General features: G+C 38.8%; 19 protein-coding genes, 1 tRNA gene and 1 pseudogene. 12 read left to right on the forward strand and 9 right to left on the reverse strand.

Going from position 1 to position 23,603, the window contains the following annotated elements:
* Window positions 1–15 precede the first annotated feature (15 nt).
* Both hslO and pckA read left to right on the forward strand, forming a co-directional pair.
* The gene (gene hslO / locus PR795_RS08505; RefSeq protein WP_181480429.1) at window positions 16–888 is read left to right on the forward strand and encodes an Hsp33 family molecular chaperone HslO; all 873 of its coding nucleotides are present in this window, start codon (window positions 16–18) and stop codon (window positions 886–888) included.
* A 203-nt stretch (window positions 889–1,091) separates the two neighbouring features.
* Complete coding sequence (pckA, locus tag PR795_RS08510) at window positions 1,092–2,711, forward strand: phosphoenolpyruvate carboxykinase (ATP) (RefSeq protein WP_006663506.1); 1,620 nt, start codon at window positions 1,092–1,094, stop codon at window positions 2,709–2,711.
* An 82-nt stretch (window positions 2,712–2,793) separates the two neighbouring features.
* Here the strand turns inward: pckA and PR795_RS08515 are convergent, their stop codons facing one another.
* Together PR795_RS08515 and PR795_RS08520 are read right to left on the reverse strand one after the other, a co-directional pair.
* Entirely contained in the window at window positions 2,794–3,492 is a 699-nt protein-coding gene (locus PR795_RS08515; RefSeq protein ID WP_006663505.1) for a pirin family protein, read from the reverse strand.
* 482 nt (window positions 3,493–3,974) lie between these two features.
* Window positions 3,975–5,174 carry an NAD(P)/FAD-dependent oxidoreductase gene (locus PR795_RS08520; RefSeq protein WP_181480430.1) on the reverse strand — a complete coding sequence of 400 codons (1,200 nt, stop codon included), beginning with the start codon at window positions 5,172–5,174 and terminating at the stop codon, window positions 3,975–3,977.
* A gap of 375 nt (window positions 5,175–5,549) precedes the next feature.
* Here PR795_RS08520 and pitA point away from each other — a divergent pair, with 375 nt between their 5' ends.
* Complete coding sequence (pitA, locus tag PR795_RS08525) at window positions 5,550–7,037, forward strand: inorganic phosphate transporter PitA (RefSeq protein ID WP_006657447.1); 1,488 nt, start codon at window positions 5,550–5,552, stop codon at window positions 7,035–7,037.
* Between the two features lie 118 nt (window positions 7,038–7,155).
* Here the strand turns inward: pitA and uspB are convergent, their stop codons facing one another.
* Window positions 7,156–7,491, reverse strand: coding sequence for a universal stress protein UspB (uspB, locus tag PR795_RS08530; RefSeq protein ID WP_006663504.1), 336 nt, complete (start codon window positions 7,489–7,491; stop codon window positions 7,156–7,158).
* Window positions 7,492–7,906: 415 nt separating this feature from the next.
* On the opposite strand from uspB, the gene uspA reads away from it, so the two are divergent.
* Both uspA and gdhA read left to right on the forward strand, forming a co-directional pair.
* Entirely contained in the window at window positions 7,907–8,341 is a 435-nt protein-coding gene (gene uspA / locus PR795_RS08535; protein WP_006657449.1) for a universal stress protein UspA, read from the forward strand.
* A 267-nt stretch (window positions 8,342–8,608) separates the two neighbouring features.
* Window positions 8,609–9,943, forward strand: coding sequence for an NADP-specific glutamate dehydrogenase (gene gdhA, locus PR795_RS08540; RefSeq protein WP_006663503.1), 1,335 nt, complete (start codon window positions 8,609–8,611; stop codon window positions 9,941–9,943).
* An 83-nt stretch (window positions 9,944–10,026) separates the two neighbouring features.
* Here the strand turns inward: gdhA and rsmJ are convergent, their stop codons facing one another.
* Both rsmJ and prlC read right to left on the reverse strand, forming a co-directional pair.
* The gene (rsmJ, locus tag PR795_RS08545) at window positions 10,027–10,797 is read right to left on the reverse strand and encodes a 16S rRNA (guanine(1516)-N(2))-methyltransferase RsmJ (RefSeq protein WP_006657451.1); all 771 of its coding nucleotides are present in this window, start codon (window positions 10,795–10,797) and stop codon (window positions 10,027–10,029) included.
* A complete protein-coding gene (prlC, locus tag PR795_RS08550) occupies window positions 10,790–12,832 on the reverse strand; it encodes an oligopeptidase A (RefSeq protein ID WP_181480431.1) in 2,043 nt (680 codons plus the stop codon). The genes rsmJ and prlC overlap by 8 nt, the downstream gene beginning before the upstream one ends.
* Before the next feature lie 290 nt (window positions 12,833–13,122).
* On the opposite strand from prlC, the gene PR795_RS08555 reads away from it, so the two are divergent.
* The 3 genes from PR795_RS08555 (at window position 13,123) to PR795_RS08565 (ending at window position 15,007) form a co-directional block, all read left to right on the forward strand.
* Window positions 13,123–13,217: transfer RNA gene (locus PR795_RS08555), tRNA-Sec, on the forward strand.
* 215 nt (window positions 13,218–13,432) lie between these two features.
* Window positions 13,433–14,467, forward strand: a complete 1,035-nt coding sequence (locus PR795_RS08560; RefSeq protein WP_181480446.1) for a virulence RhuM family protein — start codon at window positions 13,433–13,435, stop codon at window positions 14,465–14,467.
* A 72-nt stretch (window positions 14,468–14,539) separates the two neighbouring features.
* Window positions 14,540–15,007: a hypothetical protein gene (locus tag PR795_RS08565; protein ID WP_181480447.1), complete on the forward strand. Its 468-nt coding sequence runs from the start codon at window positions 14,540–14,542 to the stop codon at window positions 15,005–15,007.
* A 1,312-nt stretch (window positions 15,008–16,319) separates the two neighbouring features.
* Here the strand turns inward: PR795_RS08565 and PR795_RS18110 are convergent.
* The 4 genes and pseudogenes from PR795_RS18110 to PR795_RS08575 all read right to left on the reverse strand — a co-directional run.
* A pseudogene (locus PR795_RS18110) lies at window positions 16,320–16,523 on the reverse strand (tyrosine-type recombinase/integrase); the annotation flags it as partial.
* Between the two features lie 24 nt (window positions 16,524–16,547).
* On the reverse strand, window positions 16,548–16,871 hold the full coding sequence (locus tag PR795_RS18115; protein ID WP_181480448.1) for a tyrosine-type recombinase/integrase: 324 nt from the start codon (window positions 16,869–16,871) through the stop codon (window positions 16,548–16,550).
* A 622-nt stretch (window positions 16,872–17,493) separates the two neighbouring features.
* Window positions 17,494–17,748: a Fic family protein gene (locus tag PR795_RS18120; protein ID WP_442959999.1), complete on the reverse strand. Its 255-nt coding sequence runs from the start codon at window positions 17,746–17,748 to the stop codon at window positions 17,494–17,496.
* 697 nt (window positions 17,749–18,445) lie between these two features.
* On the reverse strand, window positions 18,446–18,568 hold the full coding sequence (locus PR795_RS08575; protein WP_232373824.1) for a hypothetical protein: 123 nt from the start codon (window positions 18,566–18,568) through the stop codon (window positions 18,446–18,448).
* Window positions 18,569–19,426: 858 nt separating this feature from the next.
* Here PR795_RS08575 and PR795_RS08580 point away from each other — a divergent pair.
* The 4 genes from PR795_RS08580 (at window position 19,427) to PR795_RS08595 (ending at window position 23,568) form a co-directional block, all read left to right on the forward strand.
* Complete coding sequence (locus tag PR795_RS08580) at window positions 19,427–19,771, forward strand: helix-turn-helix domain-containing protein (protein WP_181480449.1); 345 nt, start codon at window positions 19,427–19,429, stop codon at window positions 19,769–19,771.
* An 81-nt stretch (window positions 19,772–19,852) separates the two neighbouring features.
* The gene (locus PR795_RS08585) at window positions 19,853–20,386 is read left to right on the forward strand and encodes a fimbrial protein (RefSeq protein WP_181480450.1); all 534 of its coding nucleotides are present in this window, start codon (window positions 19,853–19,855) and stop codon (window positions 20,384–20,386) included.
* 71 nt (window positions 20,387–20,457) lie between these two features.
* The gene (locus PR795_RS08590) at window positions 20,458–20,985 is read left to right on the forward strand and encodes a fimbrial protein (protein WP_181480451.1); all 528 of its coding nucleotides are present in this window, start codon (window positions 20,458–20,460) and stop codon (window positions 20,983–20,985) included.
* A gap of 48 nt (window positions 20,986–21,033) precedes the next feature.
* The gene (locus PR795_RS08595; protein ID WP_181480452.1) at window positions 21,034–23,568 is read left to right on the forward strand and encodes an outer membrane usher protein; all 2,535 of its coding nucleotides are present in this window, start codon (window positions 21,034–21,036) and stop codon (window positions 23,566–23,568) included.
* The last annotated feature ends 35 nt before the right edge of the window (window positions 23,569–23,603 follow it).

Consider the following 23,603-nt stretch of genomic DNA (forward strand, 5'->3'; position numbering starts at 1 on the left):
TAATAGAGAGAAATTATGGCTAAACAAGACCAACTCCACCGTTTCCTGTTTGAACAGCATGCGGTACGTGGAGAAATGATTACTGTCGATGAGACTTTTCATCATATTTTAGAAAATCATGATTACCCAGAAGCCGTTAAAATGCTGCTGGGTGAATTACTGGTAGCGACCAGCTTACTCACTGCAACGTTAAAATTCGATGGTGATATTACCGTTCAAATTCAAGGTGATGGCCCTGTTAAGTTAGCGGTAATTAACGGTAATAACTTACAACAAATGCGCGGTGTCGCCCGTGTTGATGGTCCTGTTGTGGCGGGTAGCACATTACAACAAATGATTGGTAATGGGTTTATTGTCATTACAATTACACCAAAACAAGGTGAACGTTATCAAGGGATCGTAGCAATTGAAGGCAATAGCATTGAAGAGAGTATTGATGCTTATTTCCGTCAATCAGAGCAGTTACCTACTCGTTTATTCATCCGTGTTAGTGAACAAGATGGTAAAGCAATCGCGGGTGGAATGCTGCTGCAAGTTCTTCCTGCTGCGGGAGAATCGAGCCATGAGTTCTTTGATCACTTAGTGCAACTGACTGCGACTATCAAAGGTAAAGAGCTGAGCGAGTTAGACGTGAAAGAGGTACTGCATCGTCTGTATCATGAAGAAGATGTCACACTGTATGCTCCACAATCTGTTGAGTTTCGTTGCACATGTTCACGTGAGCGTTGCGAAGCTTCGCTAGCGACGTTAACTCATGAAGATGTTATGGATATTTTGCACAAAGATGGAAAAATTGATATGGAGTGTGAATATTGTGGCTCACACTACGTATTTATTGAATCCGATATCATCGGGTTAAATAATGAGCAAAATCAGCAACTTCACTGATACGATTTAGCAACCTAATTATGTGACGAGGGTGCAATTTTGCACCCTTTTTTTATAATTTTAAAGGATTATAACGTGCTCTAAGTCTCATTATGAATTAAAAAAAATTATGCTTTTTCAATTCTTTGATAGCTATCGCTGTTAATTAGTCGTAAAGATTTATGATCGTCGGCAGAATAGCTATGTTTACCAGGAGCAATATAATGAGCGCTAAAAGCATTACCCTGAAGGATCTCGAAAAGTACGGCATTCATGACGTCGCTGAAGTCGTTTATAACCCAAGTTATGAGCTGTTATTTCAGGAAGAAACCAAACCAGGTCTAGAAGGTTATGAACGTGGTACCGTCACTACATTAGGTGCTGTTGCTGTTGATACCGGTATTTTTACAGGACGTTCCCCAAAAGATAAATATATCGTTCGCGATGATATCACTCGCGATACCGTTTGGTGGGCTGACCAAGGTAAAGGTAAAAACGATAACAAGCCAATGAGTCAAGAAGTGTGGAGCAGCTTAAAACACTTAGTGACTGAGCAGTTATCAGGCAAACGTTTGTTTGTTGTGGATGCATTTTGTGGTGCAAACGCAGACACTCGTTTAAAAGTTCGCTTTATCACTGAAGTTGCGTGGCAAGCTCATTTCGTTAAAAACATGTTTATTCGTCCATCTGATGAAGAATTAGTTGGCTTCGAACCTGACTTTATTGTGATGAACGGTGCTAAATGCACAAACCCAAATTGGAAAGAACAAGGTCTGAACTCAGAGAACTTTGTTGCTTTCAACTTAACTGAGCGTATGCAGTTAATCGGCGGTTCTTGGTACGGCGGCGAAATGAAGAAAGGTATGTTCTCTATGATGAACTACTTGCTGCCATTAAAAGGCATCGCGTCTATGCACTGCTCTGCAAACGTGGGTGAAAAAGGCGACGTTGCCATTTTCTTCGGATTATCTGGTACAGGTAAAACGACACTGTCTACCGATCCAAAACGTAAGCTAATTGGTGATGATGAGCACGGTTGGGATGACGACGGCGTATTTAACTTTGAAGGCGGTTGCTACGCGAAGACCATCAACCTGTCTAAAGAAGCTGAGCCAGACATTTACGGCGCGATCAAACGTGATGCATTGCTGGAAAACGTCATGGTATTGGCAGACGGTTCTGTTGATTTCAATGATGGTTCTAAAACTGAGAACACCCGTGTTTCTTATCCAATTTATCATATCGAGAATATCGTTAAGCCTGTGTCTAAAGCGGGTCACGCGACAAAAGTTATCTTCTTGACGGCGGATGCATTCGGTGTGTTACCACCTGTTTCTCGTTTAACGCCGGAACAAACTCAGTATCACTTCCTCTCTGGTTTTACTGCGAAATTAGCAGGTACAGAACGTGGTGTAACTGAACCAACGCCAACATTCTCTGCATGTTTCGGTGCGGCGTTCTTATCGTTGCACCCAACTCAATATGCTGAAGTGTTAGTGAAACGTATGGAAGCAGCAGGAGCGAAAGCTTACTTAGTTAACACAGGTTGGAACGGTACAGGCAAACGTATTTCTATTAAAGATACGCGTGCAATCATCGATGCAATCTTAAGTGGTGATATCGAAAAAGCGGATACTATCAAGCTGCCAGTCTTTGATTTAGAAGTCCCAACCGCATTACCGGGTGTGGATACTAATATCCTTGACCCACGTAATACTTACGCGGACAAATCTCAGTGGGATGAGAAATCTAAAGATTTAGCCGATCGTTTCGTGAAGAACTTCGATAAGTACACTGATACCCCAGCAGGTGCAGCACTGGTTAAAGCCGGTCCTAAACTGTAATAGCGGGCATAGGGTATAAAAAAAGGCTCTACAGTCATGTAGAGCCTTTCCCATTGGTGTTAGCGTTTACTTAACGGAGGATTTATTCCACAGCGGGTAAGTCAAAGACTAAAATTTCACTCTCTTCATCAGCTTTAATTGTCAGCTGCTTTTCTTGCCAAATCGCTAAACCATCACTGGTGGTTGCTTTTTGACCATTCACTTCGATATTACCTTTGACGACTTGGATCCAAATAACGCGTTTTTCTGCAATGTCATAGGTGCTTTGCTCATTAGCAGGGAGCGCCCAACGCCATAGCGTCATATCTTGGTTTACTTTCAATGAGCCATCGCGTGCATCTGGTGATAACACCAATTGTTTACCACTTTTTGAGTCAAAACGTTTTTGCTCATAGCGTGGTTCAATGCCGTTTTTATCTGGAATAATCCAAATTTGGTATAAACGCAGTTCTTTTTCGTTATCAGGATTGTATTCTGAGTGGCGAACTCCTGTTCCCGCACTCATGATTTGGAATTCACCCGCAGGGATCTGCTCCATATTCCCCATGCTATCTTTGTGCTCAACGGCACCATCAAGAACATAGGTCAGAATTTCCATATCTTTGTGGGGATGAGTACCAAACCCTTGTCCCGCAGCGATGTAGTCTTCATTGATGACTCTTAACGCTGAGAAACCCATAAATTTTTCATCGTAATAGTTAGCAAATGAGAACGTGTGCCAACTGTCCAACCAACCGTGGTTTGCGTGTCCACGTTCATTTGCTTGGCGTAAATAGATCATTGAGTCATCTCCTTAAAAGCGGATATCCCATTTTCATTGGGCTCTTGCTTAACTTGTTGATGACAGTTTAGCCAAATTGTAGAAAGAGAAAAGTAGGGGTCATTAACCATAGGATCCAAAAAATTTGAATAAGATTGAGGCGTATCACAATGATTATTTGCCGTATGGAAATGAGGGGGGTCAGCAGGTTATAGAAAGGTTCAAATAGAGGTGATTTGTAGAAAGTTATAGATAAAAAAATAGCCAGCATTAAGCTGGCTAAAGTAAACACTGGAAGCAATGTGAGCAATGTCGTACCTCCTACAAGAGACTGACTAAGTTAGTCACCTGCGGAAGATGTGATAATGATAATAGTTATCACTATCGTTTGTAAAGGGTTATTTTTAACCAATTTTAGATTTATTTAAACTCGCTGCTCAACTAACTGATTTGGTTGAAAATAAATAATATCCATTATTTTTCAATGGATTAAATAAAATGGGCTACTTCGTATGATGAGGTAAGCTTTCTGCACAAGCAGAAGCTGAACTCCACGCCCATTGAAAATTATAGCCACCTAGCCAACCCGTGACATCAAGGACTTCCCCAATGAAATAGAGTCCAGATGATTTGAGTGACTCCATCGTTTTTGATGAAATTTCATGAGTATCGACGCCACCAAGGGTGACTTCTGCAGTACGGTAGCCTTCGGTGCCATTCGGCTGCACTTGCCAGTTATGCAATGTGTCATTGAGAGAGTCGATTTGTGCGTGGTTAAGTTGTTTTAGCGGACAGTCGGGGATTTGCCCTAATTGTTGTAAGACTTCGATTAAGCGCTTAGGCAACTGTGTAGCCAATGTATTTTTCAGTGATTGATTAGGATGTCGCTGTTTTTCTGTAGTGAGATAGTCCTCCAGAGAAATTTCTGGAAGTAAGTTAATACTCACATACTCACCGGGTTGCCAGTAATTTGAAATTTGTAAAATTGCAGGTCCTGATAATCCTCGGTGGGTGAACAGGATGTTTTCTTTGAATAGGACACCGCTGGCGGAAGTGACGGTTGCCGCGACAGATACACCGGAAAGCGCTTGTAGGGCTTCTAACAGCGGTTTGTGTAAGGTAAATGGTACTAAAGCTGCACGGGTAGGGATGATTGTATGCCCAAATTGCTCAGCAAGGCGATAGCCAAACGGTGTTGCACCTAAACCTGGCATTGAGAGTCCACCCGTTGCGACTACAAGTGAGCGAGCACTTACTTGAGCTCCGTTTACAGTAACAACATAACCTTCATCTGTTTTGTCTACTTGAGTGACTTCACTACGTAGTTTTATCGTAATGTTGGGCAAATCACACTCATTTTGCAGCATATCGACAATATCTTGTGCGCTATTATCGCAAAATAGCTGCCCTAGCGTTTTTTCGTGATAAGGAATTTGGTATTTACCGACTAGTTCAATAAAGTCCCATTGTGTATAGCGAGCAAGTGCTGACTTACAAAAGTGAGGATTGGTTGAAAGGTAGTTATTGTGATCGGCGTACATATTGGTGAAATTGCATCGACCACCACCGGACATCAAAATTTTACGCCCTAATTTTTTGCCATTATCCAGCACAAGGGTGTTTAAACCGCGCTTACCCGCGAGTGAAGCACAAAATAGCCCAGCAGCACCTGCACCTAAAATAATAACATCGATATTTCTCACAATTGGAATTCTCTATATATTTGATTTTAATCGTAATTACGATAATTAATACCGCTATTTTACGCGATTTAGCGCCGGTTGTAATGCAACGGATCAACGAAGAATTAATGAAAAGTACGGTAGACGTATTATAATTAGGAAAAATCGCGAAAAAAGACTATTTCCCCCTTATATTCACAAATTATCATAAAAAAGTTTCAAAAATTCAGAATAACTTTAATTATGGTAACCAAATGATATTAAAGGGATAGTTTGTATTTGATGCTTTTTTGATTAGTATTTAAATCAAAAAAAGGTCAGATTTCGCTTCCACCGCTAGCGTTTGTCACTGATAATGCGCCGCGTTCATGTCCAACATATAATGGCTTAACGTCTATGCTACATCTTTTTACAGGTTTAGAATTTTACACAGGTCTTTTGTTAGTTCTAGCACTGTTATTTGTGCTGTTCTATGAGGCGATTAATGGCTTTCATGATACTGCTAACGCGGTCGCGACGGTGATCTACACCCGAGCAATGCGTGCTCAGTTTGCGGTTGTCATGGCCGGGGTATTTAACTTTTTCGGTGTCTTGCTGGGAGGGTTGAGCGTGGCATACGCCATTGTTCATCTTTTACCAACAGACCTTCTCCTTAACGTGAGTTCTGCTCACGGCCTTGCAATGGTCTTTTCATTGCTCTTGGCAGCTATCATCTGGAACCTTGGAACCTGGTATTTAGGGATTCCTGCATCAAGTTCTCACACGCTGATCGGTGCAATTATTGGTGTTGGTTTGACCAACGCAATTGTGACTGAATCTTCGGTGGTTGATGCGCTGAATATTCCTAAAATGATCAGCATTTTCATGTCCTTAATTCTTTCTCCTGCTATCGGTTTTGTGATTGCTGGGCTGATGATTTTTGTGCTACGCCGTTATTGGAGTGGAACCAAAAAACGTCGCCGTATTCACTTAACGCCAGCTGAACGCGAGAAGAAAGATGGTAAACGCAAACCACCATTTTGGACGCGTACCGCTTTGATCCTATCCGCTGTTGGTGTGAGTTTTTCTCACGGTGCGAACGATGGGCAAAAAGGTATTGGTCTGATTATGCTGGTACTTATCGGTGTTGCGCCAGCAGGCTTCGTCGTTAACATGAATTCTAACGGTTATGATATCGCGAGAACCCATGATGCGGTGGTTCACCTGCAACAATACTATGAAACACATAAACCAGCGTTAAACCACGCGATTGAAAATACGCCAATGGTCGCTGAGAGCAAGCCTGAAGAAGGCGAGTTCCATTGTGATAGTTCACGTACCCCGATCATCTTAAGTCAAGCTCAGAAGATGCTGAGTGGCATTCAGAGCTATGATGAGTTAACACCAGAGCAACGCAACCAAACTCGTCGCTTGTTAATGTGTATTTCGGATACTGCGAATGCGGTGGCTAAATTACCTGAAACGAGTGCGAAAGATGCAAGCTTACTGAAAAAACTGAGTAATGATCTGCTGTATACCGTTGAATATGCTCCATTATGGATTATCGTCGCTGTTGCGTTAGCTCTGGCTCTCGGTACCATGTTCGGTTGGCAGCGTGTGGCAGTGACTATCGGTGAGAAAATCGGTAAGAAAGGGATGACTTATGCGCAAGGTGTATCGGCTCAGGTAACTGCGGCTGTATCTATCGGCGTGGCAAGTTATACGGGAATGCCTGTTTCGACAACGCAAGTCCTTTCTTCTGCGGTTGCAGGGACAATGGTTGTTGACGGTGGCGGTGTTCAGAGTAAAACCATTAAGAGCATTGCATTGGCATGGTTACTGACCCTTCCGGTTTCTATCGTTTTATCGGGTGTCTTGTACTGGATTGCTCTGAAGATTATTTAATCAGCGATAGTGCGTTTATTTAACGTTCTATGGTGCAATCAGCATTCTAAAATAGTGATGACCGGCTTCGGTCATCACTATTTTTTTGGTTTGAATAAAGGGAATAAGCCACGCCAAACTAGTTAGCGATTAGCATATAGGCCAAGCTCACGACGACTAAAATGCTCAATCTGCTGATTAACATAAACTGCTTACGAATACGTTCACAACGGAATATTACATCAGGATCGTAGTGCTCAAGGTATTGCTTGGAATTGATATAGCGAACAAGGCGCAGTTGCTTATTGAGTTGCCCATGGGTGGTAAAAAAGCCATTACCATCAACGGATTGATAAAGTAGGGGATCGGAGTCCCGCAGAATAGATAATAAAACGCGAATGGAAGAAAAATAGCGCATCATATTCAAGATGCACAAAATGCATAATGCCCAAAACAATGCGATTATACTGAACATAATCCCCTCCTTAGAACGAACCTAAATTGCCCCGTTGTCATTAAAGGAAATACCGCCAAAATACTGCACACACATCATTTATTTTCATTGTAGGACAAATTGTTGCTTAAAAAAAGTGCAGTTAGTTCTAATTTTGAGCTCAAAAAACTGTTCGCTGCAAGCTGTTAATTTATCGATTGTTGATTACACTTACAGGCATCATTGGAATTCGAATTTTGAGTCGATATATATTAATATTGAATGAATGATGTTATTGTTTTATCAGATGTTCTGTCTTTTAATCCTTAAAAATTAATCTGCTAGATGTGATCAAAACGACACTTCATTATCGCTATTAGCAGGTATAGTATATTCATAAGATATTGGTGAACGTCGTTAACCACCAGTTAAATCAGCATTTGGAAGGAGTTTACTTATGGCTTATAAACATATTCTTGTCGCGGTTGATTTATCACCTGAAAGTAAAGTTTTACTGGATAAGGCTGTCTCTATGGCGAAACCGTACGGAGCCAAAGTATCCATGATCCATGTTGATGTTAATTACTCGGATCTGTACACCGGTCTTATCGATGTGAATTTAGGTGATATGCAGCAACGCATCACTGATGAAACTCGTAATTCATTAAAAGACCTTTCAGCGGGCGCCGGCTATGATATTCAAGAAACACTGAGTGGTAGTGGTGATTTAGGTCAAGTGTTAGTTGATGCTATCAAGAAATACGACATGGACCTCGTTGTTTGCGGGCATCACCAAGATTTCTGGAGTAAGTTGATGTCTTCTGCTCGTCAGCTGATTAATACCGTTCATGTGGATATGCTGATTGTTCCACTGAATGATGAAGAAGAATAATTCATTACAGTCAAATTGAAAAACTATTCACTAAAAACGCCTGCCTATGCAGGCGTTTTTTTTGTGACAAAATAATCGTCTGAAGGGAGTGATTGGCAGGTCAAGTAATTTTTTTTTCAAATGAGTAAAAAAAAACCTTGAATTAAGAATATAAACTAATGATATATTCAATAGGCAAACACAAATCGACCTCACATTTTCTAAAAAAAAAGATAAGAAATAGTGAGGCATCTCACAACAATATCCACATTAAAAAGGAAGAAAAAGATGGCGCAAACACTATCTTCATTCTTGGAGTCTGTCCAAAAAAGAGATCCTTCACAACCTGAATTCCTACAAGCGGTACGTGAAGTATTCACTTCTCTCTGGCCTTTCATTGAACAAAATTCAAAATATCGCGATCAAGCACTACTCGAACGCTTCGTTGAGCCAGAAAGAGTGATCCAGTTCCGCGTATGTTGGATGGACGATCAAGGCAAGGTGCAAGTAAACCGCGCATGGCGTGTACAATTCAGCTCTGCGATTGGTCCATTCAAAGGCGGCATGCGTTTCCACCCATCCGTGAACTTATCCATCCTGAAATTCTTAGGTTTCGAACAAACCCTAAAAAATGCACTAACAACCCTCCCTATGGGTGGTGCAAAAGGGGGTTCAGACTTTGATCCTAAAGGAAAAAGCCATGGTGAAGTGATGCGTTTCTGCCAAGCGTTAATGACTGAACTTTATCGTCACTTAGGCGCGGACACTGACGTTCCGGCTGGGGATATCGGGGTGGGCGGTCGTGAAGTTGGCTTTATGACTGGGATGATGAAAAAACTGTCTAATGACACCTCTTGCGTTTTCACCGGTAAAGGTCTGTCATTTGGTGGCAGCTTAATTCGTCCAGAAGCAACCGGTTACGGTCTCGTTTACTTCACTGACGCCATGCTTAAACGTCACGGTTTAGGTTTTGAAGGGATGCGTGTTGCAGTATCTGGCTCAGGTAACGTTGCTCAATACACCATTGAAAAATGTATGGAATTAGGCGCGAAAGTCATCACTGCATCTGACTCCAGCGGTACAGTGGTCGATGAAGCAGGCTTCACACCTGAAAAATTAGCACGCTTAGAAGCTATCAAAAACAACTACGGCCGTGTTGAAGAATACGCGAAAGAGTTTGGTTTGACTTACTTAGCGGGCAAACAACCTTGGGGTGTTCCTGTGGATATCGCATTGCCATGTGCAACACAGAACGAACTGGATGTGGAAGCGGCTAAAGTGCTGATCCAAAACGGTGTTAAAGCTGTCGCGGAAGGCGCAAACATGCCAACTACTATTCCTGCAACTGAGTTATTCCTGGAAGCTGGCGTCCTGTTTGCACCAGGTAAAGCGGCTAACGCTGGCGGTGTTGCAACTTCTGGTCTAGAAATGGCGCAGAACGCAGCACGTTTAAGCTGGAAAGCAGAAAAAGTGGATACGCGTTTACACCACATCATGTTGGACATTCACCACCACTGTGTTGAATTCGGTGGCGAAGCCAAACAAACCAACTACGTCCAAGGCGCGAATATTGCAGGTTTTGTTAAAGTCGCTGATGCTATGTTTGCACAAGGCGTTGTGTAAGGTTTAACTCAAAACGTAAGCGAAAGGGCGGTCGTGCAAGTTTGTCTGTGATAAACCGTACAAACGCCCTTCGCCGTTACGTTTTAATCGCTGTGTTTAATACAGGGATAGATATCGAATCGATGGCTTTTGGTTGTGACTGCTGAAGGTGCTTTTTGCCCCGCAAGCGGTTCAGCGTAATCAGGTCGCTTAACCACAACACGGCGTTTAGCCAGCGCAATGGCTGGAGCCAATAAAGAATCAGCATCATCATCAGCCCCGACCAATGACTGAAACACCCGCATCTCTTTCTTCACCAATGCACTTTTTTGTCGATGTGGGTACATCGGGTCGAGGTAAATAACGTCAGGCGCCTCAGTGATTTCAGCTAATGCTGTAATGCTCGATGCGTGGATCAGTGACATACGTGATTGCAACCATTCACCAATTTCAGGATCGTGATAACCGCGCTGTAAACCATCATCGAGGAGTGCTGCCACCACAGGGTGACGCTCTAACATTCGCACCTTACAACCTAATGCTGCGAGTACAAAGGCATCTCGACCTAAACCCGCCGTCGCATCAATAACATCAGGCAGATATTCTTTTTTAATTCCCACGGCTTTTGCAACAGCTTCGCCTCGTCCTCCCCCAAATTTTCGGCGATGTGCCATAGCACCCGAAACAAAATCCACAAAAATGCCGCCCAATTTGGGTTCATCCATTTTTCGTAGTTGTAGGTTTTCAGGGGTTAGCACTAATGCCATTAAAGCATCAGGCGTATGAGTGAGTTGCCATTTTTCAGCAAGTTGAGCAAGGGTGCCTGCATCGGCACCCTCTTCACAGATTAATTGGATAGCAATGTGATTAGCCATGAATACCGTAGCTCTTCAACATCGCATCTAATTCAGGTTTACGACCACGGAAACGCTCGAACAATACCATCGGTTCTTCAGAACCACCGCGACTTAAAATATTGTCGAGGAAGGATTGACCCGTTTGGCGATTGAAAATACCTTCTTCTGAGAAGCGAGAAAAGGCATCAGCAGCCAGGACATCCGCCCATAAATAGCTGTAATAACCCGCAGCGTAACCGCCTGCAAAGATATGACTAAACGCATGAGGGAAGCGCCCCCATTTTGGAGATGGCACCACTGCAACTTTTTCTTTGATGGCATACAGTGTTGGCATCACTTGCGCACCTTTCGCTGGGTCATATTCAGCATGTAAGGTGAAATCGAACAAACCAAACTCCAGTTGGCGCAGAACAAACATTGCAGACTGGTAGTTTTTCGCGGCTAACATGCTTTTTAGCATTTCAGCCGGCAGAGGTTCATTGGTTTCATAGTGACCAGAGATAAACTCGAGCGCTTCCGGTTCCCAGCACCAGTTCTCCATAAATTGGCTTGGTAGTTCAACCGCATCCCATGGAACCCCATTGATGCCTGCCACATCAGCAACATCAATTTGGGTTAACATGTGGTGCAGACCATGACCAAATTCATGGAATAAGGTGATAACTTCATCATGAGTGAATAACGCAGGTTTATCCCCCAATGGCTTATTAAAGTTACATGTTAAGTAAGCAACTGGATTCTGTAGTGAGCCATCTTTATGTACCATGCGGCCCACGCAATCATCCATCCATGCACCACCGCGTTTGTGTTCACGAGCATATAAATCCAGATAGAAGCTACCACGCAGTGTGTTGGTATCATCATACAGCTCGAAGAAACGCACATCATTATGCCAAGTTTCAACATCATGGCGCTCTTTTGCTGTTAAACCATAAATACGATTAACAACTTCAAATAAGCCATTTAATACACGCTGTTCAGGGAAATAAGGACGCAGTTGCTCATCACTGAGTGAGAATTTATGCTGTTTTTGTTTTTCGCTGTAATACGCTAAGTCCCATGACTCAAGCGTTTCAATACCATAATTTTCTTTCGCGAATGCGGTGAGTTCAGCGAGCTCTTCTTTACCTTGTTGATGAGCTCGGTTAGCCAAGTCATTCAGAAAACCTAACACTTGCTCTGGGGATTCCGCCATTTTTGTTGCGAGAGATTTTTCTGCAAAGTTTTTAAAACCAAGCAGTTGAGCCAGTTCATGTCGTAGCGCCATTAATTCATCAATAAGTTCGCTGTTATCCCATTTACCAGCATTCGGACCTTGGTCTGAAGCTCGGGTACTATAGGCATAGCTCATTTCACGGCGCAGTTCAGCGTTATCCGCATAGGTCATAACAGGCAGGTAACTTGGCATATCCAACGTCAGTAAGTAGCCTTCTTCACCTTTGGATTCCGCCATGGCTTTTGCTGCGGCGATTGCACTCTCAGGCATGCCAGCAAGCTCGCTTTCATCTTTGATAAGCTTGCTCCAACCCATAGTGGCATCGAGTACATTGTTACTAAATTTAGAGGCGATCTCCGATAAACGTGCGACGATCTCACCATAACGTTGCTGTTTTTCAGCAGGTAGTCCGATGCCAGACAGTTCAAAGTCACGCAGTGTATTTTCGATAGATTTACGCTGAGATTGGATTAAATGTTTAAATTCATCCCCTTCTTTTAGGGATTTATAGGCTTGATATAGCGGCTCATGTTGCCCCATCCATGTACTGAATTCAGACAGTAATGGCAGGCATTGTTCATAGGCTTCACGTAGCTCAGGGCTATTTTTCACAGAATGTAGGTGGCTAACAGGAGACCAAACACGGGAAAGTTTGTCGCTTGCTTCTTCTAATGGTTGGCACAGATTGTCCCAAGTGTAATGGTTGTTCGCGGCGAGTAATCTCTCAACGGTTTGGCGATATTCGCCTAAAGTTTGTTCGACAGCTGGAAAAATATGTGCAGGTTCAATGTGTTCAAAGCGAGGTAATGCTGAATTGGCTAATAATGAATTTGTCATAAAAAAAACATCCTTGAATGCAGGCTTGCGCTCGGGAGCCAAGGCTTACTGTGCTGACAATGAAAGTGTTGGCGGGGTGATTGCTCTTGAAATCAGCGCGCCGTATGTGGACATGAATAAGTATATGGGGACAAATATATAAACCTCAATATCACAATTGTGCTTTTTGTTATCAGTTTTTGAGAATGGAGACAGGACTTATTGGCGTGCGTCAATAATTTGTAGGGTTGTTCTTACAATACCTTGGAAAATAAATAATTCAGTTTATAATCGAACACCTACCAAATAGAGGAAGATCGTCGTCTCCGGTGAGGCGGCTGGATTTCAAATCCAGTTGGGGCTGCCAGCAGTCCCGGGCAGGTTCGACTCCTGTGATCTTCCGCCACTTTTTCTCCTCTTACCTTTGTATCAATACCATTTTTTGTAGTCTGTCTTAATCTATAAAGGTTGCTAGGCATTCACTACCTTTTTTGGCTCGCGGTTTCGCGATAAAGACATGCAGAGCTAAAATGGTTCTTGCTAACCATCCTATCTTTGTGTGCAACATAGTATATTGTTGGTTTTGAAGCTTTTTCCGAATATCCAAATGGAGGTAATGTGATGAGTGAAAATCTTCCTGAAGCACCACAGGGTGAATTTGTTTTATTCCGCAGTGAAGATGGGCAAACTCGCGTCGAGTGCCGCTTTGAATCGGATACGCTGTGGTTATCTCAATCATCAATTGCTGAGCTGTATGGAAAAGATGTTCGTACAATTAACGAGCACCTTGTTAATATTTTCTCTGAAGGGGAACTTGCTCAAAACGCAACCATCCGGAAATTCCGGATAGTTCGATTAGAGAGAAATCGTCAGGTTTCCAGAGAGATAGACCACTATAGTTTACCCGCCATTCTTGCTGTTGGTTACCGTGTCCGTTCTGTTCGTGGTACACAATTTCGCCAGTGGGCAACGCACACACTGGAACAGTATCTGATCAAAGGGTTTGTGATGGATGATGAACGTCTGAAGAATCCGCCTATCGGTCAGTCAGTCGTGCCGGATTATTTTGATGAGATGCTCGAACGTATTCGCGATATTCGCGCCAGTGAACGTCGGGTGTATTTACGAGTGAAAGAGATATTCACCATGGCAGCGGATTACGAGCCTTCCAATAAAGAAACCAATCGTTTTTTTCAAACCATTCAAAAAAAATTACATTTTGCTTGTACCGGCATGACTGCCGCGGAGCTTATAGCTAGCCGGGCAGATGCCAGTCAGCTGGATATGGGTTTAACCAGCTATAAATTTGATGAGGCGCGTAAAACCGATGTCACTACTGCAAAAAACTATCTACGTGAAAATGAACTGAAAGAACTAAATCGTATCGTCAATATGTGGCTCGATTTTGCCGAAGACCAAGCACTGCGCCGTAAGCAGGTTTTTTTACAGGATTGGGACACCAAGCTGGATCAGTTTTTAAGTTTCAATGACCGAGATGTATTGCAAGGCGCTGGTGGAATTAGTAAGAAAGCAGCTGATGAAAAAACTAAAGCGGTATTTAATGTTTTTGCCCAAAAACGCCGCCGGTTAAAAGAAGTCGAGGGGGCAAGGGTGAATATTGCGGTGCTGAAAGATTTGCTGAAAACGAGTAAATAAAAGAAGTCGCTTGCTAGTTTTTGGACAATGTTTTGCTCCCTAATCTTTTATTAGGATAACTAAGGGGTTGAAATGGGTAAGTTACTACACACACAAGCTTATGAATCTTTCAAGCTGCTGGAAGAACAAAAATATGAAACAAGGGCAACTCATATTTTCAATTGTGAACCAAGTTTGGCAGTGTTTTTGTTATGGTGCAACATTGAGGTACTTCTCCGATTAAATAAATATTATGACAAAATTCAAGATCCTTGGCCTGATAACTTATTATTTATCCACGCTAATTGGAGGCCTTTGAAGCATATTAAAGGAATAAATATTGATGCATATAATGCAATATTTGTCGGTCCAAAATCACTCTGGAAAATAAGGAATAAAATAGCGCATACAGGTAAGTTTATCGAAAAGCATGAGGTTGAGTATTTTGTAGAATATGCCAAATTTGTTATTGATTGCCTCAACTCAGGACTTCCTAAAAGGAGCGATTTCTTAACTAAAAAAAAGAATAGTGATGCACAAAAGAATAGAGGGAGGAAATGATTTTTTCTAAAAGCCTACCACTCAAAAACCAATCAGGGGGCATTAATGGGGGCACTGCTATTTATCCAATACAATAAACCCATTTAATATCAATGCCATTAGCTATCAAATACGACTCCAGTGATCCCCTTAAGTTCAATATACACCTCCACTGAGGTCAATTAACTCCTTAAAATTCTATACTCTGCACCCCATTCTTATTTTTCGTTGTAATAGTTATTTTCAATACCGGTGGTCGAACCAATATTTATTAGCGACTTCTCGGTAACTTTGTGTAATTACTCAATAAACATCGACACATCAACACTACCTTCATATTCACTACTAGGGGGAAATTAATAAACCTTCTCTTCAGAAAAAGAGTACAAGTTTTTTTGGTGGGTACTTTTATTTTCTTCATTGCCTTTCTTATTTATCAAATAGCAGGAAAAATGATAATACAAAGCCGGTATTAATTAAAACTCAAGGAAAATATAATTTTTATTCTTTAGATGGAAAAGGGATAGGTTACTCTAATAGCATAGAAATATTATTAAAGGATGAGAATATAGATTGTGAAAATGACGATAAAGATATTTATTACTCTGCTTTTCAGCTACATAATGATTTAACTAAGTCATATTTTTTATCTGTTTGTACACGGAAAGATGTAGGCTATAGTAATTTAATAAATACAAATATAAATACGTTATATTTTAAAATTATCACTACCCTTTATACGAGTTGAAATGTAGAAAATAATATCTACTCTAGTTGTTATACTTATCGTTACGACTGCGTTCATCTGTGGACTATTCACAAATATAAGCACCTATGTAAATGACAATCCTGAGTTAAGTATCAAAGAGTCAGTACTTGATCTTGTTGCATACCCAACAGCTGCGACTTTTCGTAATATTCGCTATTTCCCTTTTAGAGAAATAACAAAAAAAATTTTTTTTTATTGTAGTAAAGTTTATAACTTAGTGGATGATCTACCATATGGTTATAAACGATTTGTTATTAGGACAATAAAATATGCGGATGGAACTTCAAATATTGGTATTCCTGTAGTGGAAAAAATAGAGAATATGTTAACACAAAAAGAATTTGATCAACTTTAGAAAGAACGTTGTGACACTAAAATGAACTCATAGCAAGCTACAATTAAGAATATTTAATCTAAATTGTCGTCATTTAAATCTTTTTTTTCACCATCAAGAAAATCAATTCAACCAACTGAATATACTAATATTTTTTATCTAAAATAGACAAATTTCATCTTGAAATCACCATCCATAGAAACTTAAAAAACATAAAAATAGTCACGACTTCATCTAAATGAAATGTCAAAATGTAACATTGCATCAAGCGTAAATATTTTTGTATAAACATCTGTCGAACTGGATTTTTTATGTCCCAGATATGCTTGGATCACTTTCAAAGGAACACCATTAAAAATGAGGTGCATAGCAAAGCTATGTCGAAAGGTTTTGCATATAATCGGTTCAACAACATAAGAAATACCGTTAACCTCCGCTTGCTCTACGGCAGAGCGTAATCAATTGCGAACCGTATTATCGCTTTGAATCGGCCATATCTGGCTTTGATTTTTTAATCTCATCGTCGCAAAATAGCTTTTCATTAGTTGCACATATTGAGGATCAAACAAAGCCACAACTCGCTTAGGTCGTATTTTGACTTTATTTTTCGTCACACTACTTTTGGGTTCACGTTGCTTTAGCGTGCGTAATACCACAAATGGTGTTTCCTCATCAAGATAGAAACCCTCTTTCGTCAATGCCAATGCTTCATGAATACGTGCTCCCGTATTCCATAAGCTCTCAATTAACGTACGCTGATGTAGATCAGGAATAAATTGCAATATTAATAATTACGTATAATTATAATTAACGGATTGATAATCACAATTTATTCCACCGCTTATTTTCTTCATCATGAAAAAGGTCATTTACCTTTTTTCGACGAGAGAGTATTTCGTTATTATGGCGATAATACTTAAAAAGCGCAATTATCTGAATGTCTATTGATGGCACCCCAAAAAAACAAACACAAGATATAGTGTTAAAAATATTTATTTATACAATATCATCAAAAACAAGCCCAGAAATCCCATTTGCGGAGAATGACGGTAAAGCGCAATAATTAAAAAAAGAACAATTGATTAAAAAACAGGCTTCACAGAACTAATTAGGAGCGGATTTCTAACTAGGCCTAATGTGATTCATTAAATAATGATAAAAATGGCTTAAAATTGGTTATAAGAAGATTTAGCTAAGTTAGGGTATTTTGAAGAAAAATAAGGAAGGATTTACAACCAACAAGGATTTAAGTTAATAAAAGCTTTTTATGTGAAGATAGATAATAATTGTTATCTAGGTCGTACCGGTGATGTAAAAATAACAATTAGTGGTTCAAGATCCAGATAACCACCTGAAATATTTGCATCTATCCAATCATTCTGAGAGATAGTTGACCAAGTTATTTCATAGCCTAGTACAAAAAAGCATCTCTTCAAAAAAGAACCGTAGTGTACGGCCATTTCCTTCTCTAAAAGGATGAAGTAGGTTAAGTTCACAGAATAAATTTGCCAAATCTTTAACTAAATCAGTAAGATTGGTATGATTTGCAAGTTGTGGGATGGTATTAAAAAGCTTTATTGCTTCAGATTCGATCCTTGAAAAAGTACAAAAGCGGGTATTTCCTTTTGAAAGGTCTACTTTCCTAACCTTACCAGTCAATTCGTAAATATCTTGAAAGATGTAAAAATTTTAAATGAGAAAAATTAAATTGAGAAATATCAGATTTATCACTTTGATATGAAAGATATCACTCTGTTGTGAAGGTTATTTCGAGCACCTCAAGAGCTTTAATTTTAGTCTTTATAAGACGCATAGTAGTTAAACCACTCTCTTTTTTATATTTATAAAAAAATTTCCCTTGCATCATGACCTATTAAAAGTGTAATTAATTGTAATAATAAAGAAAGAAAAATCAAAAAATATACAATGAGATATCCCAAAAACATTCTTTTTTATTAATTTCATAAACTCTCAGATAGATAGCTGCTGCTTTGTTGTAAATAATAAATTAGCGTATTTTTCGCTCAGAGGTAATTAGTTTTTCAGGTCAATACCGTCTCGATTCATAAAGGTAGAAGCTCACGTAGACTAAAATCGGACTCATCGCAGCACAGCCATCCATTACATTGACCTTTATTCAGTTTTCGCAAAGTTTTAAATCTTTATATTGTCGTCTATGCAAACTTAGCGAGTTTGAAACCATCTGTAGAAATAATCAACTTTTTAAATAGCATGTGTTCGAATTCAATACGATTATTAATAGTTTTGATTTTTCATTATGTTACGGGCTCCCGGAGCTTGCCTACTTTTATTAAACGCGCTATCACATAGCCATAATCAGCATGTTTATCGGTAATTAAGGATTTGGTTTCCGCTCAGCAGTATAAGGTTTTAATACCCCTTTGAGAAATTCATAGGCGACATAATGGTTACTTTTGGGTGAACAATAACCATCCCATGTGTCTCCGTGTTTATCAATAACTCGGTAAAGATAAAACCATTTTTCGTTAACTTTAACGTAGGTTTTATTAAGTTGCTACGGTGAAATCGCCCGCATGAATTGATGTTTCTTGCGTTATTACGGAGAAGAGGAGCACCTTCAATAAGCCAAGGATAAATCGTCGAGAGATGAATCAAAATGTCGCGCTCGACCAGCATATCACTGGTATGTAGATAACTGGGTGGTGCAAAGTCATAACAACGCAGGTATCAAAAGGTAAAAGGTAATAGTGGGCGCAAAATTTTTCAATTTAAACTCATTTGATGGTCTCGCTTTTTTAAAGTGATTATCACTAACGTTGAGCGCTTCTCACTTAGAGAATTGTTTGCAACAGATCCAACCGTACTTTTATAAGAAGGGATTGTAATTTTACCTTAATTTCGTGTTTATAATTTAACCTATTGATTAAATTTGATAATAAATCATATTTTGTCATTTTTCATGAACCGCTAACGCGTTTTTAGAGTAAAATATTGTGAATACACCAACGGAATGTTGCTATTTATTTTACTTTGTTAATAAATATTAATTTTAGTTTAAATTTTTTTTTTTAGCTTCATTTGAAGCATTAAGTTTCGAAAGTAAATGTCGTTAACTGAATGTTGAAATTTTAAAAAAAAACCAAAAAAATGTATCTAATTGTTTTATTTGGATAAATAATAAATTGTAAATATTGTAAAAAAACTGAACTTACCGTTAATTGGTGTTTTTCATCATTTGATTAAAATGTTTTACTCCTTATAATTGTGCCCCGAAAGCAAGCGACATGAATTAGCTCAGTAAATTAAAATATTCATTATATATATGGTCAAATTAAGATAGAGAACGATAATTATCATGAAAATAAATAATGATAAATTTTCCGTCGATAGTGATTCGGGAAATTTAGTGTCATTATACTGTGGGGTAATAATTAAAAGAATTAGAAAAGAAAAGGGAATTTCAGGTTATGATTTAGCAAAGTGTTTGAATGTCTCTCAACAACAATTATCTCGGTATGAAAGAGGCATTAATAAATTAAGTGTAGATACATTATTTGATATTTTAACAAATCTTGATATAACTTTAGAGCGATTTCTAAAACTTTTGATTAATGAGATTGGAAACTCAGACTCTAATTCTATTGGCGTATTATCCCTAAAAGAAAAAATATCACTAACAGATTCAATTTATTTTTATTAAAAAAGGATATTTTTATTTATCCTTTTTAAATCCTTACTATATGAAAATATAGAAAACAAACTTTAATTATGTGAGATTAATATGAAAAAAATTATTTTAGCCACTCTAATTTCTGGTGCTATGTGTTCTTCAGCTTTAGCCGTAGATGCAGGCACTGGCACAGTGACATTCTCTGGTTCAATCATTAATGCACCTTGCTCAATTGCACCAGGTGAAGAGAATCAAGAAGTATCTCTAGGCCAAGTATCTAATGTTACTTTAGATAACGGTGGGGAATCATCTGCTCAACCTTTCCAAATTAAATTAGAAGGATGTAATTTAGAAAATAGTAATGAGGTTACAGTTACTTTTAAAGGAACTGAAGCAGGTTCCAATACTGGATATTTGCAAATTACTGGTGATGCATCTGGAGCGGCTGTGAAAATCATGAACTCATCAGGTAATCAAATTAAAGTGAACGCAGGCGCAAAACAAAACTATGTGGAAGGAAATAACACTTTAAAATTCCAAGCATCATTAATTGGTCTTAAATTAAAAGATACAGAAAATAACCCTGTCCCTGTTACTCCGGGTAAATTCCAAGCAGTAACGAACTTTACATTAGCATATAATTAATAAATTTATTTTTGTGCTATTAAAGTCAGTGAGACATTCACTCTCACTGACTATATTATAAAGGCTATAATATGAAATTAAATATTAGTTCGATTTTTCTTTTATTATATGGAGGGATATTTTTTTTTGCTGCAAACACTATCGCACAAGAGTCCGCGCATTTTACTATGCAAGGGAGTATTGTTGATACCGCATGTGCTATTGACATTGATTCTTATAACCAATCAATTGATTTAGGTGTTTTGCCAATATCCTTATTTCGTAATCAAGGACAAGGTCAGCCTCAACATTTTTATATTAGATTAATAGGCTGTCAACTGACTTCTTATGAAGGAGAGTATTGGAAAACATTTGAAATATCTTTTGATGGCCCTACTAATGATGATTTTTTTGTTTTATCTGGTTCAGCTAAAGGTCTTGCTTTATCATTATTTGATATGAATGGAAATGCAATTTTTCCAGGTAAAAATCTGAAGAAACAAAAAATACAAGTTGGAAATAATACTTTAAATTATCAGTTACGTTTGGTTGCAGATAATACACCATTACGCGTTGGGAATTATCAAACAGCAATTAGATTTAAACTTAATTACTACTAAAATAAAAACAACAATAATAATAATTTTAAATGCGTTGAGGGGTTTCTTATGTCTTCATTATTTATACATTCACCTAGTTCAAAATGGTTCAGCATTATGATTGGGTTAACTTTAAGTGGTATTTCACTAGTTGCTAATAGTGCTGCTGATATTGAATTTAATACGGATGTTTTAGATTTAGAAGACAAAAATAACATTGATTTAAATCAATTTTCTCGAGCTGGTTATATTATGCCTGGGAAATATAGTTTTAATTTAAAAGTAAATGGTCAGCAATTAGCAGAAGTTAAAGTTCCTTACTATATTCCAGAGAATGATGCGGAAGGTAGTGAGCCATGTTTATCTCTAGAGATAGTTAATTTATTAGGTTTAACACCTGATGCAATCAAAAAATTAACATGGTGGCATGATGGAGAATGTCTAAAGCAAGAAAGTTTACCCGGATTGTTATTTAATGGTGAGTTAGCAACATCATCACTTGATATTAGTATACCGCAAGCATATATGGAATATTCATCCCCTAATTGGGATCCCCCATCACGCTGGGATAACGGTATTTCTGCCTTATTTATTGATTATAATATTAATGGAAATACAACTCATTCCTATAATGGTAGCCCTGATACATCATCCATCAATAGTAACGGAGTTACAGGGGTAAACTTAGGAGCTTGGCGTTTTAGAGCGGATTGGCAAAGTCGTTATAACCGTACCTCTGGGATACAAGAAAGTACACAGAAAGAATTCACATGGAGTCGATTTTATGCATATAGAGCTCTACCTAGTTTAAAGGCGAAGTTAACACTCGGTGAAGATTATCTAACTTCAGGTATTTTTGATGGATTCCGTTTTATTGGCGCTAGTCTTAAATCAGAACTTAGTATGATACCGCCGAATTTGCGTGGTTATGCACCGGAAATTACTGGAATAGCTAAAACGAATGCTACTGTTGTTATAACTCAGCAAGGTCGTGTACTGTATGAAACTCAGGTTGCCGCTGGACCGTTTCGAATTCAAAGCTTGAGTGATTCAATTAGTGGGACTCTTGATGTAACAGTTAAAGAGCAAGATGGTTCAGTTCAAGAATTTCAAGTTGATACAGCCAACCTTCCATATTTAACTAGACCTGGGCAACTTCAGTATAAATTAGCATTTGGACAACCGACTAATATAGACCGTCATAGTGAAGGAGAAAATTTCATATCAGGTGAATTTTCTTGGGGTATAAATAATGGTTGGTCTTTGTTTGGTGGTAACTTAAATAGTAAGAACTATAATGCTTTATCAGCGGGTATTGGACGGGATTTATTATCTTTTGGTGCTATTTCTTTTGATATAACCCAATCTTTAGCTCGTTTACATGGAGAACGTACGTTAACTGGTAGCTCATATCGAGTTAACTACTCAAAACGTTTTGAACAATATGATAGCCAAATACAATTTGCCGGTTATCGTTTTTCTGAGCGTGATTATATGAGTATGAGTGATTTTCTTGATGCGAAAAAATCTGGGGTTCGTTATAGCGGCGCTAAAGAGCTTTACACTGTATCATTAAATAAAAATTTTCAAAGTACAAATATGTCCTTATATTTTAACTACAATCATCAAACATATTGGAATAGATCAGATGATGATTATTACAGTTTAATGATATCCAAATATATGGACGTAGGTGATATTAAGAATATGAGTGTTAATCTCTCACTGAACCGTAATTTCCGTAATGGAATTAAAGATGATAATGCATATTTATCTTTATCTTTTCCATTAAGTAATGGGGCTAATATAGGATACTCAATGAATGCTGATCGTAACAATCTAACTAATAGAATATCTTATTTCGATCGGTTAGATGATAAAACCAGTTACCAAATTAGTGCAGGAACAAACCGAAAAGGCGGATCAGGTAGCGCCTTCGTTTCACATCAAGGTGATAGTGCACGATGGTCTGTTAATGCGAGTCACATGAACAATCAATATAGCTCTCTTGGTGTATCTTCATCTGGCGGATTTACTATTACTCCTGAAGGTGCTGCAATGCATCGGATTAGCAATATGGGAGGAGCCCGTTTGTTAGTTGACACTGACGGTATTGAAAATGTACCTATTAAAGGTATTGGTTCACTCGTAAAATCAAATATGTTCGGAAAATCTATTATTCCAGATATTAGCAGCTATTATCGCAATAAAGCTTATATCGATGTGAATCAATTACCTGATGATGTTGATGCTCAACAATCCGTAGTTCAGGCAACGTTAACAGAAGGTGCAGTTGGATATCGCTCATTTTCGGTAATTTCTGGTCAAAAGGTCATGGCGATACTGACTTTGAGTAATGGGGAATTTCCACCCTTAGGTGCTCAAGTAACAAATAGTAAAAATCAAAATGTGGGAGTTGTTGGGGAATCAGGTAATACTTATATCAGTGGTGTCCACCCTTCTGAAACAATGTCAGTTGCATGGGGAAAAAATACGACATGTGAAATCACATTCCCTAATCAATTACAAGGTATGCAGAACACGCTAGATAATTTATTGCTTCCTTGTAAAAAAAAGCTTAATGAAACTAGACTTAATAAATGAGTTGATGCGTCCTGCTAGTTTAAAATAAAACAATC

This window comes from Providencia sp. PROV209 (genome assembly GCF_028479485.1).
Taxonomy (GTDB): Bacteria; Pseudomonadota; Gammaproteobacteria; order Enterobacterales; family Enterobacteriaceae; genus Providencia; species Providencia alcalifaciens.